This is a genomic window from Vibrio lentus (assembly GCF_030409755.1).
GTDB classification, from domain to species: domain Bacteria; phylum Pseudomonadota; class Gammaproteobacteria; order Enterobacterales; family Vibrionaceae; genus Vibrio; species Vibrio lentus.
On record NZ_JAUFQE010000002.1, the window covers coordinates 3181992 to 3201494 of the forward strand.

The 19503-nt window shown below is 45.6% G+C and carries 17 protein-coding genes and 1 riboswitch; of the genes, 8 read left to right on the top strand and 9 right to left on the bottom strand.

Annotation, left to right across the window (positions count from 1 at the left end):
- Positions 1-405 precede the first annotated feature (405 nt).
- Positions 406-888, bottom strand: a complete 483-nt coding sequence (greB, locus tag QWZ07_RS22875) for a transcription elongation factor GreB (protein WP_012603019.1) — start codon at positions 886-888, stop codon at positions 406-408.
- 178 nt (positions 889-1066) lie between these two features.
- On the opposite strand from greB, the gene ompR reads away from it, so the two are divergent.
- Together ompR and envZ are read left to right on the top strand one after the other, a co-directional pair.
- Positions 1067-1786, top strand: a complete 720-nt coding sequence (gene ompR, locus QWZ07_RS22880) for an osmolarity response regulator transcription factor OmpR (RefSeq protein WP_009848007.1) — start codon at positions 1067-1069, stop codon at positions 1784-1786.
- Positions 1787-1931: 145 nt separating this feature from the next.
- On the top strand, positions 1932-3227 hold the full coding sequence (gene envZ, locus QWZ07_RS22885) for a two-component system sensor histidine kinase EnvZ (protein WP_102306698.1): 1296 nt from the start codon (positions 1932-1934) through the stop codon (positions 3225-3227).
- A gap of 369 nt (positions 3228-3596) precedes the next feature.
- Here the strand turns inward: envZ and recG are convergent, their stop codons facing one another.
- The 4 genes from recG to gmk form a co-directional block, all read right to left on the bottom strand.
- Positions 3597-5675 (bottom strand): ATP-dependent DNA helicase RecG, encoded by a 2079-nt coding sequence (recG, locus tag QWZ07_RS22890; RefSeq protein WP_192853263.1) that lies wholly within the window; start codon positions 5673-5675, stop codon positions 3597-3599.
- A 490-nt stretch (positions 5676-6165) separates the two neighbouring features.
- Entirely contained in the window at positions 6166-8292 is a 2127-nt protein-coding gene (gene spoT / locus QWZ07_RS22895; protein ID WP_017104991.1) for a bifunctional GTP diphosphokinase/guanosine-3',5'-bis pyrophosphate 3'-pyrophosphohydrolase, read from the bottom strand.
- Positions 8293-8348: 56 nt separating this feature from the next.
- Positions 8349-8621: a DNA-directed RNA polymerase subunit omega gene (rpoZ, locus tag QWZ07_RS22900; RefSeq protein ID WP_009848003.1), complete on the bottom strand. Its 273-nt coding sequence runs from the start codon at positions 8619-8621 to the stop codon at positions 8349-8351.
- A 116-nt stretch (positions 8622-8737) separates the two neighbouring features.
- A complete protein-coding gene (gene gmk, locus QWZ07_RS22905) occupies positions 8738-9361 on the bottom strand; it encodes a guanylate kinase (protein WP_017109197.1) in 624 nt (207 codons plus the stop codon).
- 324 nt (positions 9362-9685) lie between these two features.
- A riboswitch (purine riboswitch) is annotated at positions 9686-9785 on the top strand.
- A 58-nt stretch (positions 9786-9843) separates the two neighbouring features.
- Between gmk and QWZ07_RS22910 the strand changes: the two genes are divergently transcribed.
- The 4 genes from QWZ07_RS22910 to cspE all read left to right on the top strand — a co-directional run bounded on the left by QWZ07_RS22910 (position 9844) and on the right by cspE (position 13358).
- Entirely contained in the window at positions 9844-11214 is a 1371-nt protein-coding gene (locus tag QWZ07_RS22910; protein ID WP_192853264.1) for an NCS2 family permease, read from the top strand.
- A 191-nt stretch (positions 11215-11405) separates the two neighbouring features.
- Entirely contained in the window at positions 11406-11831 is a 426-nt protein-coding gene (locus tag QWZ07_RS22915; RefSeq protein WP_017109195.1) for a phosphate-starvation-inducible protein PsiE, read from the top strand.
- 213 nt (positions 11832-12044) lie between these two features.
- Positions 12045-12677, top strand: coding sequence for an alternative oxidase (locus tag QWZ07_RS22920; protein ID WP_017109194.1), 633 nt, complete (start codon positions 12045-12047; stop codon positions 12675-12677).
- A gap of 468 nt (positions 12678-13145) precedes the next feature.
- Positions 13146-13358, top strand: coding sequence for a transcription antiterminator/RNA stability regulator CspE (cspE, locus tag QWZ07_RS22925; protein WP_004735656.1), 213 nt, complete (start codon positions 13146-13148; stop codon positions 13356-13358).
- A gap of 301 nt (positions 13359-13659) precedes the next feature.
- Here cspE and QWZ07_RS22930 read toward each other — a convergent pair whose 3' ends face one another.
- The gene (locus tag QWZ07_RS22930; RefSeq protein ID WP_004735725.1) at positions 13660-14526 is read right to left on the bottom strand and encodes a YicC/YloC family endoribonuclease; all 867 of its coding nucleotides are present in this window, start codon (positions 14524-14526) and stop codon (positions 13660-13662) included.
- Positions 14527-14774: 248 nt separating this feature from the next.
- Between QWZ07_RS22930 and rph the strand changes: the two genes are divergently transcribed.
- Together rph and pyrE are read left to right on the top strand one after the other, a co-directional pair.
- Positions 14775-15491 (top strand): ribonuclease PH, encoded by a 717-nt coding sequence (rph, locus tag QWZ07_RS22935; RefSeq protein ID WP_004735726.1) that lies wholly within the window; start codon positions 14775-14777, stop codon positions 15489-15491.
- 105 nt (positions 15492-15596) lie between these two features.
- Positions 15597-16238 (top strand): orotate phosphoribosyltransferase, encoded by a 642-nt coding sequence (pyrE, locus tag QWZ07_RS22940; protein ID WP_004735727.1) that lies wholly within the window; start codon positions 15597-15599, stop codon positions 16236-16238.
- 176 nt (positions 16239-16414) lie between these two features.
- Here the strand turns inward: pyrE and lpxL are convergent, their stop codons facing one another.
- The 3 genes from lpxL to coaBC all read right to left on the bottom strand — a co-directional run bounded on the left by lpxL (position 16415) and on the right by coaBC (position 19387).
- Complete coding sequence (lpxL, locus tag QWZ07_RS22945; RefSeq protein WP_192853265.1) at positions 16415-17395, bottom strand: LpxL/LpxP family Kdo(2)-lipid IV(A) lauroyl/palmitoleoyl acyltransferase; 981 nt, start codon at positions 17393-17395, stop codon at positions 16415-16417.
- 21 nt (positions 17396-17416) lie between these two features.
- Positions 17417-18007 carry a nucleoid occlusion factor SlmA gene (slmA, locus tag QWZ07_RS22950; protein ID WP_016768952.1) on the bottom strand — a complete coding sequence of 197 codons (591 nt, stop codon included), beginning with the start codon at positions 18005-18007 and terminating at the stop codon, positions 17417-17419.
- Positions 18008-18145: 138 nt separating this feature from the next.
- On the bottom strand, positions 18146-19387 hold the full coding sequence (gene coaBC / locus QWZ07_RS22955; RefSeq protein WP_192853266.1) for a bifunctional phosphopantothenoylcysteine decarboxylase/phosphopantothenate--cysteine ligase CoaBC: 1242 nt from the start codon (positions 19385-19387) through the stop codon (positions 18146-18148).
- Positions 19388-19503: the final 116 nt, after the last annotated feature.

The window sequence follows — 19503 nt, forward strand, 5'->3', positions numbered from 1 at the left end:
TCTAGGAAACCTGCCCAAATACCGTAATATTTAACTTGTCGACAGGGAGTTGGCAGGAACAGGAAAAGCCTAACGGACTAGGTATCTTCAGGATGAAGATTTGATTACTTAGGATGAGTGGTCAGCAAGGAAGTGATAATCTCTGGATGAGATTCGCCAGTCAGGATGACAGGCTAGAATGGACACCGCTAGGATGGCGATGAACAAAAAGGAAATTGGTTAAAGGATTTAGCCACTATCAAGGAAAGATGCAGGGAGCACCTTATCTCGAAGAGATAAACAGTAGCCGGATTGCTGCGATAGAGACTTAACCCCGTCAGGCGAAAGCCTAGCGGGGTTTTCTTTTATCTGGCGTTTGGTTTTGCTTGAACACTCAGCTCATCGCTAAGTGTTTATTAGGTTTGATTATTCGTCGTCTGCGTAGCGAATAGAGTTAATGAACCACTCTTTGTCGCCTTCCGGTGTGGTTACCGTAAACTCGTCATCTACTTCTTTCTTGAGCAGAGCTCTAGCCATTGGTGAGTCGATAGAGATATAGCCTTTGGCATCGCCGTAGATCTCTTCAGGGCCGACAATTCGAAACTTCTTTATTTCCCCATCATCATTCTCAATTTCGACCCAAGCACCGAAAAATACCTTACCTTCTTGTTGTGGCGAGTAATCCACGATAGTGACATCTGGTAGGAATTTGCGTAGGAAACGCACTCGGCGATCAATCTGACGAAGCAAACGCTTATTGAAGGTGTAATCTGCGTTTTCTGAACGATCTCCAAGGCTTGCAGCCCAAGTGACTATCTTAGTGATTTCAGGACGCTTCTCGTGCCATAAGTGGTCATGTTCTGCTTTGAGCTTGTTATAACCTTCACGGGTGATAAGTTTGGTTTTCATAAATCTGACTTAATGAAATGATGATCTAAGATAGAATATATAGAAAGGCAACATACGTTAACAATTATTTAGGCGACTTTTCCCTCAATAATGTTACATTTTTAATGTCTTATACCAATATACAATTTACCAAGAATGCTTAACCTTAGGTTTAAGCTTTAATAGGTGGAACCATTACATGCAAGAAAACTACAAAATTTTAGTGGTCGATGACGATGCTCGTTTACGTGCACTGCTAGAACGCTATCTGTCAGAGCAAGGCTTTCAAGTGCGTAGCGTGGCAAACAGTGAGCAGATGGACCGCCTGTTAACCCGTGAAAACTTTCACTTGATGGTATTGGATTTAATGTTGCCGGGCGAAGACGGTCTTTCTATCTGTCGTCGTCTACGAAACGCAAACAACTCGCTACCAATCCTGATGCTTACAGCAAAGGGTGACGAAGTGGATCGCATTGTGGGTTTGGAAGTGGGTGCTGATGATTACCTGCCAAAACCATTTAACCCACGTGAACTGCTTGCTCGTATCAAAGCGGTAATGCGTCGCCAAGTGATTGAAGCACCGGGCGCGCCAAGCACAGAAGAGTCTGTGGTTGAGTTTGGTGAGTTCCGCCTAAACCTAGGTACACGTGAAATGTTCCGCGGTGAAGAGCCTATGCCTCTTACCTCAGGTGAATTTGCGGTTCTGAAATCACTGGTCACTAACGCTCGTGAGCCAATGTCTCGCGATAAGCTGATGAACATGGCTCGTGGTCGTGAATATTCAGCAATGGAACGTTCTATCGATGTTCAGATTTCACGTCTGCGTCGTCTTGTTGAAGAAGATCCAAGCAAACCCCGTTATATCCAAACGGTGTGGGGCTTGGGTTATGTATTCGTTCCAGATGGCAAAGCTGTGTAATCTAGCTTTGCTTGTTCTGTGATTCAGAATTCTTTATTTACGGGTCATCTCATTAATATGCGATGGCCCGTTTTGTATTCAGCACAATGGTTTACAGCTATAGTTCCCACTATATCCCTTTATCATCCCTCACTTTAGGTCTCCTATGCGCATACGTAGCTCCTTTACTCAGTCGATAGTGCTCTTCTTAACCCTGTTGGTTGCTAGCCAAGTTTTTTCTTATTACGCCGTATTCAACTATGCCTTGATGCCGAGTTTGCAGCAGTTCAATAAGATTCTGGCTCACGAGTTAAACCTAGTATTGGATCAAGGCAGTGATATTGAAATCGATGCGCCACTGCGTCAGCGTGTGCTTGAGCAACTTGGGGTGACCGTTCACGCCAAAGACAGTGAAGCATCGGGCGAGTATTACCATGCGATGGCGATTGACCTAATGAGTGAGGAAATGACCAAAGAGCTAGGTTCTGAAACGGAAGTTCGGCTAATTCTAGGTAAAGAGAGTTACGTGCTGTGGATGGACATCGCTCAGTTACCTAACTCATTGATTCGCATACCTCTATCAGAACTTCAAGAAGAAGACTTCGCACCTCTATTTCGTAATAGCTTGATCATGGCGATGTTGATTGTTGCTGGTGGTTGGCTGTTTATCCGATTGCAAAATCGCCCGCTGATAGCGTTAGAAACAGCAGCTCAAGGCGTAGGGCGAGGTGATATTCCACCGCCACTGCCAGTGCAGGGGGCGCAAGAGATTCGCTCGGTGACTCGAGCCTTTAATCAGATGTCGAAAGGCATTCAAGAACTGGAAGAAGATAGAGCCCTGCTGATGGCGGGTATCAGTCATGACCTACGTACGCCACTGACCCGCATTCGCTTGGCCACTGAAATGATGTCGCCCGAAGACAGCTATTTAGCGGAAGGGATCATTAGTGATACTGAAGAGTGTAACGAGATCATCAGTCAGTTTATGGACTACCTAAAGCCCGTTGATCGAGAGTCATTCCAAGCGGTATTTGTCGATGATATTGCCCGTGAAGTGTCCAGTTCAGAAGGTGGCTACGAGATACAGATTGAAACCGACATTCCGGAAGCAATGAAACCCGCATTAGGTAACCCGATTGCGATGAAGCGTGCCGTGAGTAACTTGGTGGTGAATGCACTGCGTTACGGCAATGGTTGGGTGAAGGTTTCGACGGGGATGACGGCCGATAATAAACTGGCTTGGGTGACCGTTGAAGATAATGGCCCAGGGATCCCGCAAGACCAAGTGGGTAAGTTGTTTGAACCGTTTACGCGTGGTGATACTGCTCGTGGTAGTGAAGGTACTGGCTTAGGTTTAGCGATCGTCAAACGTATTGTCAGTCAGCACCAAGGTGCTGTTGTGGTCAATAACCGCAGTGAGGGTGGCTTAAAAGCGCAGATCAGTTTCCCTGTTAAGCTGTAAGCTAAGTTTAATGGTTTGGCGAGTCGGTTGGGTTTCGGCTTAGAGATCCCCGACTCGGTCATTCCTCCCTCTCGAGGATGACGGCGTTAAGGGCATTCTGAGTCATTCACCAAACAAATTGTGTTTACTCTCGAATTTGCTTCCTGTCATGCAGAAACAGAAACAGAAACAGAAACAGAAACAGAAACAGAAACAGAGGGTGGTGGCAGTAGTAGAGTGGCTCGAACACCCCTACCATCTTCCGTCATTCCCTATAGTGAGGAACGAACGAGTAGGGAATCTCGCTCTTGCTTGATGAAAGTTACGCACATTAAAAAGGCTTCCTTTAGAGAAGCCTTTTTACGTTTTGGATGACGTTAATTTTGCTCATTAAGCCTTAGAGTAAACATCGCGCTCACCCAACCAGCGGTTGATGATCGCCTTGGCATTGTCTGGGTAGCTATCGTGAATATGACGCGCAATACGCTGCACTTCAGGTATCAAACGTTGGTCTCGTACCAAATCAGCAATCTTGAAGTCAGCCAAGCCTGTTTGTTTGGTACCAAGTAGTTCACCGGGGCCACGAATCTCTAAATCACGCTGAGCAATAACAAAGCCATCGTTACTTTCACGAAGTACCCCTAAGCGCTTCTGAGCCGTTTTAGACAGCGGAGAGTGATACAGCAGTACACAATGGCTCGCGACCGAACCACGGCCAACACGGCCACGCAGTTGGTGCAGTTGCGCTAGACCAAGACGCTCTGGGTTCTCGATGATCATTAAGCTCGAATTCGGTACATCCACACCGACTTCAATCACGGTTGTAGCAACTAACAGGTGCAGTTTGTTCTCTTTGAATTCCTGCATCACCGCTTGTTTCTCAGCGGGTTTCATTCGGCCATGTACGAGACCAATCTTTACGTCGGGCAGTTTGCGTTGCAGCTCTTCTGCCGTATCCGCTGCAGCTTGAGCTTCCAGTACTTCCGATTCATCAATCAACGTACACACCCAATAGGCTTGTTTACCTTCATTGAGACACGCATTTTTCACACGTTCAACAATGTCATCGCGCTTGGTATCAGGAATCGCGACGGTTTGAATTGGTGTTCGCCCCGGTGGTAGTTCATCAATAATTGAGGTTTCGAGGTCGGCATAGGCCGTCATCGCCAGCGTTCGTGGAATCGGTGTTGCCGTCATCACCAGTTGGTGAGGGTAATAACCTTGCTTCGCGCCTTTTTCACGCAGCTCTAGTCGCTGGTGGACACCAAACCGGTGTTGCTCATCAATGATCACTAAACCAAGATTTTTGAACTCGACATGCTCTTGAAATAGCGCATGAGTTCCCACCACCATTTTTGCTTCGCCGCTGGCAATTCGTGCCAGTTCGGTTTCACGAGCCTTACCTTTGAGTTTACCTGCCAGCCAACCGACTTGAATGCCCATCGCCTCAAACCAGTTGGCAAAGTTAATCGCGTGTTGTTCTGCGAGTAGTTCGGTTGGTGCCATCAGTGCCACTTGCTGACCGTGTTCGAGTGCGCGAACAGCCGCGAGTGCAGCCACTAAGGTTTTACCAGAGCCCACATCACCTTGCACTAAACGCATCATAGGGTGCGGCTTTTCAAGGTCAGCTTCGATCTCTTTGGTTACTCGTGCTTGTGCGTTGGTTGGCGAGAATGGCAGCTGAGCTAACAGTTTATCTTTGAGGGTGTTCACCGGAGGAAAGGGCATTGCCTTGTCTTGCTGCCCTTTGCTACGAACAGACAACATCGACAGGTTTTGAGCCAGTAACTCTTCCATAATCAGGCGCAGTTGCGCAGGGTGTTTTCCTTCATCAAACAGCTCTAGGTCGATTCCTGGAGGAGGTCTGTGAATGGTGTGCAGTGCTTGTGCGAGGGTAATTTGGTGGTCGTATAAACCTGATGGGAGAAGCTCGTTAACTGCGGCCTTGTCGATTAGCTCTAAGGCTTGATCGGTAAGGTTACGCAGCGTGACTTGTCTTAGCCCTTCAGTGGTTGGGTACACCGGAGTTAGGTTGGCTTCAACGTCTGGTTGCTGCCTTGGTGCAAAGAATTTGTAATCCGGATGGACGATCTCAAGCCCCATATTACCGCGCTTGATCTCACCATAGGCGTGGACTTGTTTGCCTTCGGCAAAGTTATTCTTCATACCTGCGGTGAAGTTGAAAAAGCGTAGGGTAATGGTGCCGTTACCATCACTGATTTTTACCGCCAACATCTTACGTTTACCAAAAATAGTATCGACGTGCATTACCTTGCCTTGCACCGCAGCCCAAAGGCCAGCGTGCAGCTTTACGATTGGATAGATTCGAGTTCGATCTTCATAGCGCAAAGGCAGGTGAAACAGCAGGTCTTGTACATTGTTAAGCCCAACCTTTTCCAGTTTCTCTGCGACTTTTGCGCCGACTCCAGATAAAGAGTTGAGAGGGATAGCAGATAAAAGCTGTGACATAACAAGGCTCATAAACGTAAGAGAGATAATCTATTCAAGCATTTTACTGGATTTTTGTACAGGGTAAAGCTTAGAAGCAGATACGGGATGAGAGTGAACGAGATGCGAGAGATAAGAGCAGATACGGGATGCGAGTAAACGAGATGCGAAGGGATGAAGAGCAGATGCGGGATGAGAGTAAACGAGATGCGAAGGGATGAAGAGCAGGTGCGGGATGAGAGTAAACGAGATGCGAAGGGATGAAGAGCAGGTGCGGGATGCGGGTAAACGAGATTCGAAGAGATTAAGAGCAGATGCGAGATACGGGTAAACGAGATTCGAAAAGATTAAGGGCAGATGCAGGATATGGGTGAGCGAGCTAAGAAAAGAACAGAGCGGCACAAAAAATTAAAGCAGACTCGAAATACGAAGAGTTGAGTAGTGAAAAGCTTGTGCTCTTCGCATCTCGAGACTCGTATCTCTCATCTGCTTTATCTGTCTGCTTTTAGATCTAGTTCTTGCGACGTCTTACTTTCAGTGCGTGTGGCATCACACGTAGCTTTTTCATAATACTTGCAAGGTGAACACGATCTTTAGTGGTCAGCAAGATAGTCACTGTGTACAGGCGTCCGTCACGTTCTTCGGTTGAAATACCGTGAATGTTAGAGCCAGTCTTTGAGATAACGTTCGTTAACTCAGCCAGTGCACCTTGATGGTTCTGCAGTTCGACCTGAAGTTCAGCTGTGAACTCTTGGTCGTAATCGTCAGACCATTCAACCGCCATGTATTTGTCTGGTTCTTTCTGGTAACCACGAACGTTTGGACACGTTTCACGGTGAACCACAAGACCACGACCTGGAGATACATGGGCAATGATGTGATCGTCTGGAATCGGGTGACAACAGTTCGCGAATGTCAGTAGTAGACCTTCAGCACCACGGATAGGCAATTTCTTCCTCGGTGTGTCGCTGTTGTGTTCTACTTCCGTCAGTTCGTCTGCATCACCTAATAGGCGACGTGCAATCACGATACTCATCAGTTCACCAAGGCCAATCGATGCGAGTAAGTCTTCAACGCTGTTTAAGCGTAGGTCTGACAGTACATGCTCGAGATTTTCTTGGCCGATATCGGCAATAGAGTGTTCACCAAGTGCGTGATTCAGTAGACGGCGACCCAGCGTAATCGACTCTTCGCGGCGCATTGTTTTCAGAACCTGACGGATCTTAGTACGTGCGCGTGAGGTCACTACGTAGTTGAGCCATGCAGCATTCGGACGTGCGCCCGGAGCACTGATGATCTCAATCGTTTGACCGTTCTTAAGCGACTTGCTGAGTGGGTAAGGGTTCATGTCGACACGAGCACCTACACACATGTTGCCGACATCGGTATGTACCGCGTAAGCAAAATCGACCGCTGTTGCACCCGCAGGAAGTTCGACGATGCGACCTTTTGGCGTGAACACGAAGATCTCATCTGGGAACAGATCAGATTTAACGTTTTCAATGAATTCGAATGAGTTACCCGCGCTTTGTTGAAGCTCAAGTAAGCTCTGCATCCAACGCTGTGCTTTAACCTGTGCGGTTGTCCCATTGCTACTGCGTGAGCCACTGCCTTTATAAGACCAGTGCGCCGCGACACCTTTGTCGGCCATTTGCTCCATATCTTCGGTACGGATCTGAACCTCTACAGGTACCCCGTGAGGGCCGATCATTGACGTATGAAGAGATTGGTAGCCGTTGGCTTTTGGTACCGCAATGTAATCTTTCATGCGGCCCGGGCGTGGCTTGTACAAGCTGTGAGCCTGACCAAGTGCTCGATAACAAGTGTCTGGGGTATCAACCACTACGCGGAAAGCGTAGATGTCCATAATGGTGTGAAAGCGCTGTTCTTTGGTTTTCATCTTGTTATAGATTGAGAACAAGTTCTTTTCACGACCCACGACGCGAGCAGACAAACCGACTTCTTCGAGACGGCCTTCAATTTCGCTATGGATACGTTGGATCATTTCCTTACGGTTACCACGAGCAGCTTTCACTACATTTCTGAGTACGCGATAACGGTTAGGATAAAGGGCTTCAAAGCCCAACTCTTCTAGCTCAGTCTTGATGTTATGAATACCAAGGCGATGAGCGAGCGGAGAATAGATCTCTAGGGTTTCACGAGCGATACGACGCTTTTTATCAGGACGAAGTGCCCCAAGCGTACGCATGTTGTGAGTACGGTCAGCTAATTTGATCAAGATAACGCGGATGTCTTGCACCATGGCGAGAACCATCTTACGGAAGTTCTCTGCTTGCGCTTCTTTGCGATCACGAAATTTAAGCTTATCCAGCTTAGATACACCATCAACCAATTCAGCAACGGTATTGCCGAACTTTTCCTCGAGATCTTCTTTAGTGACATCACAATCTTCGATGACATCATGAAGCAAGGCTGCTTGTAGGGTTTCGATATCCAGACGCATTTCTGCCAGGATTCTTGAAACAGCTACAGGGTGGATAATGTATGGTTCACCGCTTGAACGGGTTTGCCCTTCATGGGCGTCTCTCGCTACCACATAAGATTGACGCAGAGCCTCTATTTGAGGCTCTGTTAGGTATTCTTGGGCAACGTCTTTGAGGCTATCGAATAGATACAAATTAAAGGCCCGGAAGGTTAATTAGTTCGAATGACGCTATTAGCGACGAATATGAGCTAACGAGTGTGAGCGATGCTGCTTACTGCTGCAAGTTCAGCCGCTTCTTGCTCTTGTTGCTCTTGACGCTCACGAGCATCTAGTACGTCTTTAGTGATAAGACCTTCTTCGATTTCGCGAAGAGCGATAACCGTTGGCTTATCGTTTTCTTCAGGCACTAGTGAATCTTTGCCGCCAGTTTGCATTTGACGTGCGCGGCGAGCCGCAATAAGAACTAGGTCGAAACGGTTGCCAACTTTTTCAACAGCGTCTTGAACAGTTACGCGTGCCATGAGGACTCCAAATAGTAATTAACTAATAAATTTTAGATGACGAGAAAGTATACAAGTTTAACTAGAGACTTTCTAGCTCACCGTATACTTATCTCAATGGAAAATCTAGTTCTAGATTATTCCGCTAGTAGTGCTGTAAGCATGCCGCTGTATTTAGCTGCTTGCTTATCTTCTTTTAAGCGCTCCGCACGAATGATTGCTCTGAAGTCCATTAAGGCTGCATCAAAGTCATCATTCACGATCACATAATCGTATTCTGCATAGTGAGAAATCTCAGATTTTGCTTCGCTCATGCGTTTCGCAATAACTTCGTCGCTATCTTGACCGCGAACATTCAAACGACGCTCTAGCTCACCATTTGATGGTGGAAGAATGAAGACACTCTTCGCTTGAGGCATTTGTTCACGGATCTGACGAGCACCTTGCCAGTCGATATCTAGGAATACATCGATACCGCGGTTTAGGTTTTCTTCAATCCAAACACGTGAAGTGCCGTAGTAGTTGCCGAATACTTCAGCATACTCTAGGAACTCACTCTTCTTGATGAGATCTTCAAAGTGATGTTTCTCTACAAAGTGGTAGTGAACACCATTTTCTTCACCAGGGCGCATACCGCGAGTGGTGTGTGAAACAGATACCTTCATTGCGTAGGTTGGATTGGTTTCCAGCATTGCTGAGATCAAGCTCGATTTACCTGCGCCACTAGGTGCAGATACGATGTAAAGAGTACCTATGCCCATCTGTATATTTCCACTGTTGGTTGGATTGAGTGAGGGCGATAAACCGACACTATAAAAGATAGCACTGACTCTAATTTTTGTTCCGATGGTTGCATCTATTAAGGGATAACAAGTAAAACTAATAGAGATAACTGGTGAAAATTAGGTCAGAAAAATGGAGGCGAAGAGTAGCATATTTAGATGATTGAGAACAACTGGCTTGATCGTTATTTATTCTCAAATGATCCTTTGTCTGATCTTCATATAAATGTAATGACCTATCATGTTCAGTTTTTTATGTGATCTGAACAAAATTTGTTGAAGTTTTAATCTCAACCCTTACAATCCGCGCAAACGATTAAATGCTGTATATATCTAGTGATATGGACTAGATGTTTCTACTACCGAGCCTACCTTGGTGACTACAGTTTTTAGTGTAGAGACCCCTCTATTCTCACAGCATTTGAATCTCAAATTTCTTAATTTATTACATAGGTTTTGTTGTGAATACCGACTCCACCCTGAAAGCCCAGAAAACGTCTGGCTCGCTTGACACCCTGTTCAAACTCTCAGAGAGAAAGACCACGATCAGCACTGAGCTATACGCAGGTTTTATCACCTTCTTAGCGATGAGTTATATCTTGGCGGTTAACCCAGCAATTTTGGGTGGTGTCCCGGGAATGGACAAAGGAGCTGTATTTACGGCAACCGCTCTTTCTGCGGCTATCGCAACGCTTATCATGGGCATTTGGGGTAACTATCCAGTGATGCTAGCACCTGGCATGAGCATGAACGGCTTCTTCAAAGGCTTACTGTTAAGTGGTTCGGTCGCAGTACTTTGGAATGAAGCGTTATTCGGCATCTTCCTATCGGGTATCCTTTATCTTGCTTTCTCATTGACTAATATTCGTAAGTCGATGATTGAATCTATTCCTGAAGATTTGAAGCTGGCGATTACTGTATCTCTCGGCTTATTCATTGCTTTCCTAGGCCTAAAGAATGCGGGCATCATCGTGTCTAACCCGTTCGTATTGGTTGGCTTAGGTGACATCTCCGATCCACAAGTGGTTATCGCTTATGTGAGTATCTTCATCGCACTGGGCTGTATGGTTCGTGACATTAAGCTGGCAACGTTTATCTCGTTTGTTTCGGCGATTGCATTGACGATTTTGGCTGATGTGTTCTTAGGTACATCAAACGCACCAATCCCAGACCAATTCATTTCTATGCCACCAAGCATGGCGGGCAGCTTCGGCGCGATCTTTGATTTCTCAGCTTTCACCCCTGAGAAAATGTTCGATCTATTGTTCATCGTCCTTATTTTTCTGATTGTCGACTTCTTCGACGGCTTAAGCACGATTGTTGGTGTAGGTCGTGATGCGGGTATCATCGACAAAGACGGTAAGGTGCCAAACGCAAAATCGGCGCTAGTGGCTGATGCGGGCGGTACGGTGATTGGTTCTATTTTAGGTACTACATCGATTACCGCTTTCTCTGAGTCGGGTATTGCTTCTTCTCAAGGTGCGAAAACGGGCTTGGCAGCAGTCATGGTGGCTGGCTTATTCCTAATTTCGCTCTTCCTATACCCAATCTTCTCTATCTTCTCGGCGGCAATGGTTGCGCCGGCGATGGTCGTGGTAGGTATCTACATGGTTGGCCGTCTTGGTCAGATTAACTGGGAAAAGAAAGAGTCACGCATTGCAGCTTTCTTCACCATCATGTTCACCGTTTTAAGCTTCTCACCAGCAAACGGCATGGCGATGGGCTTCATCAGCTACGCATTTACTATGGTTGTGGCAGGTAAGCGCAAAGAAGTTCACCCTCTTATCTACGGCCTGTGTGTGGTGTTCTTAACTTATCTGATTCTGCTATAAGCTTGATTAGTGGATTAAGTAGTCAGTAAGTAAAAGACAGATGGCTCTGCAGTGATTGTGGGGCCATTTTTGTCTCTGTTGCTTGGTTGGCTCACGTTTAATTGATGGCGCTATCTTAAACTTGAGAGTGCGCGACTTATATTGATGCATGCTATTGTAGAGATTGGATTAATTATTTTTGAAGAGTGACTATGCCTTCTCACTTACCTAAGTCTTTTAGTAAGCCTTTCCTTAAGGTTTTCCACATTCTTGAAGCCGTTCTATTGGTGGCGATCACACTGGCGACACTGTTTGCCATGATGGAAGAGTTTATGCACGTCTTTGCGGAACGTCGAGTGCAACTGACCGACATTCTTTTGATGTTCATTTACTTGGAAGTATTGGCGATGGTTCAGCAGTTCGTGATGAACGGTAAGATCCCGGTACGATACCCGATCTACATTGCGATGATGGCGATTGCTCGTTACATCACCTTAGGTATGAAAGAGTTAGATGCAGTACTTATCGTTTGGTTGTCTGTTGCTGCATTTATCTTAGCTGCAGCCACACTGCTGATTCGAGTAGGGCATCATTACTGGCCATATGTCGATCTTCGAACTAAGCAGCCGGATGAGTAACTCAATCAGGTAATAAGCTATTAAGAGCCCAGCCATGTTGCTGGGTTTTTTATTCTTCAAATTTGAGTTAATTAGACTCTAATGTGTCTTTTGTTGTGTGAGAGATTAAGTGTCAATATGACTATTAATGTTGTTTTTTCCTTGCTGAATAAGGGTTTGAGTCTTGGCATGAATGTTGATTGGTAAGTATTAGACTCATATAAGGAACACGCTATGCATTTTGAAAGCACTCATTATAAACCTGAAATTTTCTCCGAAAAGGTTGCACTTCTTGTTACTCGACTTCTCAAAAAAACACTTAACTTGTTTTATGGAAAACACTTAGCCAAACGAGCGATGTTGTTGGAAACCATAGCTGCTGTGCCGGGTATGGTGGCAGGAGTGTTCAATCACCTCAAAGCTCTGCGCCGCATGAAAGATGACGGTGGCTGGATCAAAGAGCTATTGGACGAAGCAGATAATGAACGGATGCATTTGATGATTTTCCTTACTGTTACTAAGCCGTCCATTATAGAACGTATTTTAGTGATGTTATTACAGTTCATCTTTCTACTTATCTATGGCGTGATCTATTTAGTCTCATCTAAAACGGCACATAGGATCGTTGGTTATTTTGAAGAGGAAGCTTGTAATAGTTATTCAGAATATATCTCGAAAATTCAAGATGGCACGTTGCCCAATCATCCTGCGCCTGAGATTGCGATTAAATACTATCGTTTACCCGAGAATGCCATGTTTTTGGATGTGCTTTTCTGCATAAGAGAAGATGAAGCTAAACATAGAGACAAGAACCACGACATTGCCAATCTCTATAAAACCCAGGACTTACCCGATCACCAGTGCTAATCATCAAAAGACCGATTTATGATAAATAAAGCTCAGCAACCAGAAAATAAAGTCGTCTTCATTGCCTTCAAACTCTGGGGTGTGGTTGAGCTTTTCTATGGACCCGAGAAATACGGTCTTACCTGATGGTGAGCGCTTTTGGGTGCGTATGATGAGTAAATTTTTTGAGATCAAAGTCTTATAAATTAAGCTCTGTGGCATAGCAGAGCTTTAATAAAAGCTAACCGAACAAAAAAACATCAATTTTTTCAAATAAAGCTTTACAACCCGGCCCAGATCACCAAGAATGGCGTCGCTCTGTTTTCAGAGTTATTAAATGAAACATCAGTTGTAAAGTAAAACCCTTAGTATTGCTTCATTGTTATTCTCAGTGTTTCCCTTGGCTTCATAGATACATTAAATAATTCAAGCTTTCAGCGCATCGCACTTTTGGCGATTAATTTTTTATTTTTATATAAGGGACACATCATGTCTAACAAAACAAACGGCGTAGTAAAATGGTTTAACGAAGAGAAAGGTTTCGGTTTCCTAACTCAAGACAACGGCGGCGCTGACGTATTCGTACACTTCCGTGCAATCGCTTCTGAAGGTTTCAAGACTCTTAAAGAAGGCCAACAAGTGTCTTTCGAAGTAGAGCAAGGCCAAAAAGGTCTTCAAGCTGCAAACGTTGTAGCTCTATAAGATTTTAAGTCGACGCAGGTTGCATTAGCAACTTGCGTCACTTTCTCCCTTAAATCTTTCCCCTCAGTTCCACCTGTAATATCCCCTCAAAATATTCTAAAATCCTTTGTTACATCCGCTTCTCTGTTTTATCTATAGCTGTATCTATCTCTTGCTCCAAACAAACCTCTTGCGTAACAACTTACTCATCCTGATTGGCATTATTGTATCCATAAAAAAAGCCCCTAAAACTAGGAGCTTGTCTTTAAGTTAATCAACACTGATTCAGCTAATGGCTATTCAGCGTGCTACTGACAAACTGTTATTCAATGTTCTGAATTTGCTCACGCATCTGTTCGATAAGAACTTTAAGCTCTACGCCTGATGCAGTGATGTCTGTGCTGATCGACTTAGATGCTAGCGTGTTTGATTCACGGTTGAATTCTTGCATCATGAAGTCAAGTTTACGGCCACAAGCGCCACCTTTCTTCAAGACTACATTCGCTTCTTTCACATGAGAGTCTAGGCGGTCTAGTTCTTCTGCTACGTCTGACTTCTGAGCCAGTAGGATAAGTTCTTGCTCAACACGAGAACCTTCAAGTTCAATTTTAGCATCTTCAAATTTGGTAAGAAGACGCTCACGTTGCCATTCTAAGATCTCAGGCATGCGTGCACGAACTTTAACTACTTCTTCAGTGATCGCATCTAAACGCTGAACGATTAGCGCTTTCATGTTTTCGCCTTCACGAGCACGAGCGTCAATGAACTCTGCGATTGCATCGTTGAATGCTTCAAGTAAATCTTTGTTGATGGCATCCATATCTTGCTCTGGCGTTTCCATCACGCCAGGCCAGTTCATGACTTGGAATGGGTTCAGACGGCTGTCTTCTCCTGTCATGGTCATAACTTGGTTAGCGGCATTGATCACTTGCTGAGCCAAACCTTCGTTAATGCTTAGCTCGCCTTTCGCGGCTGGGTTTGCTTCGAAGCGTAGGTTACATTCAACCTTGCCGCGAGCTAGACGTTTACGGAAACGCTCACGTAGGATTGGTTCTAAACCACGGAACTGTTCAGGCATACGGAAGTAAGTTTCTAGGTAGCGTTGGTTTACACTACGGATTTCCCATACTGCTGTACCCCAATCGCCTTTTACTTCTTTGCGTGCGTACGCGGTCATACTATAAATCATCGAATTTTCCTGTCTTTTATCATTCTGAAAATAACGCGCACGCATAGTATCACGATATGGTGTGCTCCCGAAGCTTGTGGCTTTTCACTATAAATAGCCTTTCATGATAAATAGCTTTGAACGGTAAATAGATTTGAAAGATAAACTGCTATATAATCTTGCCCCAATCAAAACTGTCTCACCCCTTTCTTAGGTGATGCACTCTTTCGATAGTAAATCACTTCAGACTGTTAATAAGGTAGATACCAATGCGTCCAAATGACCGCGCTGTAGATCAAATTCGTCCAATTAAAATTACTCGTAACTACACAGCTTATGCTGAAGGTTCTGTATTAGTTGAGTTCGGCAACACTAAAGTTCTATGTAATGCGACGGTAGAAGAAAACGTACCGCGTTGGTTAAAAGGCCAAGGAAAGGGTTGGGTAACGGCTGAATACGGCATGCTTCCACGTGCAACGCACACTCGTAACCGTCGTGAAGCGGCGAGCGGTAAGCAAGGTGGTCGTACGATGGAAATCCAACGTCTGATCGCGCGTAGCCTACGTGCTGTTGTTGATCTTAAAGTAATGGGTGAAATCATGATCACTGTCGATTGTGATGTTATCCAAGCAGACGGCGGTACTCGTACTGCTTCTATTTCAGGTGCAAGCGTTGCAATGGCGGATGCTATCAACAGCCTACTAGCAAGCGGTAAACTGAAAAAGAACCCGATGAAAGGCCATGTAGCGGCAGTTTCAGTGGGCATCGTGGGTGCACAAGCACTGTGTGACCTTGAGTACGTTGAAGACTCAGCAGCAGATACCGATATGAACGTTGTAATGACGGAAGACGGTAAGATGATTGAGATTCAGGGCACCGCAGAAGGCGAACCGTTCAGCCACGAAGAGCTGATGCAGCTTTTAGCTCTGGCGAATAAGGGCATTACCGATATCGTCGAAGCGCAGAAAGCTGCGTTGGCCGATTAGTTTCTAGATAGCTCCCAATTTGGGGGCTATTTTTTTGTCTGTAAAACTCGAAAGGGTAGTGCAGAGCGTAAGTTAAGTTTTATTGAATAAACGTAGAGGAAAAACATGAAAGCATATCAACGTGAATTTATTGAATTTGCACTAGAGAAAGAAGTACTTAAGTTTGGTGAGTTTACTTTAAAGTCTGGCCGTAAGAGCCCTTACTTCTTCAATGCTGGATTGTTTAATACAGGTCGTGATCTAGCGCGTTTAGGTCGCTTCTACGCAGCAGCCTTGGCAGATTCAGGTATTGAGTTCGATGTACTATTTGGCCCTGCATACAAAGGTATCCCAATCGCAACAACAACAGCGGTTGCACTAGCGGATCACCACGATGTGGACACGCCTTACTGTTTCAACCGTAAAGAAGCGAAGAACCACGGTGAAGGTGGCAACCTAGTGGGTAGCGAACTTGAAGGCCGCATCATGTTAGTTGATGACGTGATCACTGCAGGTACTGCGATCCGTGAATCGATGGAAATCATCCAAGCAAACGGCGCTGACTTAGCGGGTGTTCTTGTAGCAATTGACCGCCAAGAGAAGGGCAAAGGTGAGTTGTCTGCGATTCAAGAAGTAGAGCGTGACTTCGGTTGTGCGATTATCTCAATCGTTAGCCTGACTGACCTGGTGACTTTCCTTGAAGAGAAAGGCACCGACGCAGCACACCTAGAGTCAGTAAAAGCGTACCGCGCTCAATATGGTATCTAATGCCTGAAGTTCTGAACCTGATGGTTTAGATCCCTAGGTTTAGAATTTCAAAAACAGAAAGGCCCGAAAGATGAAATTCTTTCGGGCCTTTTTTGCTTTTTTATTGAGGTGAGCTGCTGTCTTATCTGAAGATAGGCGCTCTATTTGTAACGGCTACTCTATTTATAACGGCTACTTTATTTGTAACGAATGCCGCGTTCAACTTCTGGATCTTCCATAGTTTTGAAGCGTTTGTGCAGCCACATCCATTGCTCTGGCGCTCGTAAGATGATCTTCTCAAGGTAGCTGTTCATGTAGGCCGCGGCCGCTTTCTCATCTTTCTGCGGATAGTTTTCTTCGATTGACTCATCAGCCATAATCACATACTTACCATCGGCATTTCTAAAGCCTGAACCCGGAACAAGTGCACATCGGCTAGTGTATGCCAGAATACTAGTGCCTGTTGTGGTACACGCATCTTCTACTGCGAAGAAAGGTACAAACACCGACTTGTTACGGCCGTAATCATGATCCGGCAGGTAAAAAAGGATCTCACCCTGACGCAGGATTCGAATCATACGCTTCACGTCTTTACGGTGGATTAGACGGTTGCCGTTTTGAGTACGACCACGGTATTGAATGAATTCATAAGCTGGATTGTTGTGCGGGCGATAAACACCTAAACCTGAAATACCAAGTACCGCCATTGCTCGTGCGGTGATCTCTAGGTTCAAGGCATGTACACAACATAGAAGAACGCCTTTACCGTTGGCTTTGTGTGTACGTAGCGTTTGGGTATCTTTATCCACTAGGATTCTTTTGAAACGCCACGTCGGCCAAAACCAGGTAATACCGGTTTCGATCAGCGCCATACCAGTATTCTTAAAGTTTTCACTGACCATAGCCGCGACTTCGTCTGCAGGCTTATCTGGGAAGGCAAGTTCCAAGTTACGTGTTGCCACAGCGACACGCTTTTTGCCATAACGAGCGCCAAGAGAACCTAATGAACGGCCTAACAGCAGTAATACACGGTAAGGTAGAACGTTAACGAGAAACGCCAGTAACCCAAAACCGAACCAAACTCCCCAATGTTTAGGGTGGAGCAAAGCCAAGGTAAAAGGTGGCTTAGTAAGAACGTGTTGTGCGGTGCTGTTTTCCGGAGATGTTTTCGTCGTCATAACCATCACTTAAGGTTGGGTTTACTTAATTTGAGCGCTCAGTAGTGCCCAGTAAGCATCAAAATTTTCGGTTGGTTGATATTTGAAATCAGAGCGAACAAACCGATTCAGACTGCCTTCAACCTGACCGAGCAGTTGAGCCGCTAAGATTTTTTCGTCAACCGGGAACGATTTGCCTTCACGAAGTTTTCTTTCACGCAGGATTTGACGAAGCTGAGTTTCAATACGCTCAAAAAGCTGATTGATTCGTTCACGCAGGCGCTCATTTTCAAACATTAGAGCATGACCCGATAAAATACGAGTCAATCCAGGGTTACGCTCAGAAAAGACCAAAATAAGCTGCATGACTAAGCGGATACGCTCAAGTGTGTCTTTCTCTTCATCTAGAATGCGGTTGATTCGAGACATCAACGCTTCTTCAATGAACTCGATTAGGCCTTCAAACATGCGTGCTTTGCTTGGGAAGTGGCGGTAGAGCGCCGCTTCAGATACGCCGACTTGCTTGGCCAACTTTACCGTTGTGATACGAGAAGCACCTTCGGTCGATTCCAACATTTGTGCCAGTGCTTGCAGGATTTCTTCACGACGGTTTGATTTTCGAGTACCAGCCATCTATTTACTTCCTTTCCTAAAGATGAGGATTGAGTGAAGCAGGATTATAAACACCATTCAATTCTGTTCCTAGTTTTGTAAGACCTAGGTCAACAGAATCGAGAGGTGTCAGCACATTGTCAGCGCGAAATCGTGTATTTATTCGACAATAAGTTGTTGGATCTGATCGAGGATCTGGAAGCCAAGGGTATCTTTGCTATCAAGTGGCAAAGATTTATCACCGCCTTTCCAATAAAGGTGCAATTCATTGCTACTGCTATTGAAGCCTTGGCCTTCGACAGAAACGTCATTGGCGCAAATCATGTCGAGGTTCTTTCTTTCCAGTTTGCCACGAGCATATTTCTCAACATCTTGAGTTTCAGCTGCGAAGCCTACGGTAAATGGACGGCCTTCCGTCATTGAGGCAACAGAAGCGACAATGTCTGGGTTCTTAACCATTTGAATGGTCATGTCATCTTTACCATCCACTTTTTTAAGCTTCTGGTCTGCAATGGTCTCAGGGCGGTAATCGGCAACCGCAGCGCAGCTGATGAAAATATCGTGCTGAGCGGCGTTAGCGCTAACGGCATTAAACATCTGTTGTGCGCTGTCGACATCAATACGATTAACCTTGTTTGGCGTTGATAGTGATACAGGGCCGCTGATTAGAGTTACCGTTGCGCCTTGTTTAGCGGCCGCTTCAGCCAGTGCATAGCCCATCTTGCCTGAGCTGTGGTTGGTAATGTAACGGACAGGGTCGATGGCTTCACGAGTTGGACCTGCCGTAATCAATACAGAACGGCCAGTAAGCGGTTTAGGTTGGAAGAAGTCTTCACAACGGTGCACAAGTTGCATTGGCTCTAGCATGCGACCCATACCGACATCACCACAGGCTTGTTCGCCAGCAGCGGGCCCCCAGATCTCACAACCACGACGTTTTAGTGTGGCGATGTTCTCTTGAGTTGCAGGGTTGCTGTACATTTGTTGGTTCATTGCAGGAGATACCGCAACTGGCGCATCGGTTGCTAAAACCAAAGTGGTCAGTAGGTCGTTACCCATGCCTGCGGTCATGCGCGCAATAAGATCAGCGGTTGCGGGTGCTAATAAGACTAGGTCAGCCCATTTCGCCAGTTCGATGTGCCCCATGGAAGCTTCAGCAGCAGGATCAAGCAAACTATCAGACACTGGCCTTCCAGAGACGGCTTGCATGGTGAGAGGAGTAATGAACTCCTTGGCTGCATTCGTCATCACGACTTGTACCTGCGCCCCTCGTTCAATTAAGCGTCGAGTCAGTTCGGCACATTTATACGCAGCAATACCACCACTAATGCCAAGGAGGATTTTTTTTCCAGCTAGGCCTTGTTGGTCAGCGTTACTCAGTTGATTAACCAATGTTTGCATGATTCTGTTCCTTAATTTCTCTGGGACTTACGATATCAGAACAAAGGATTAGTGCCTAGAAGCAGAATTCGAACAGACTTGATGCTCATCAAATTGGTGTTATCAAACTTATCAAT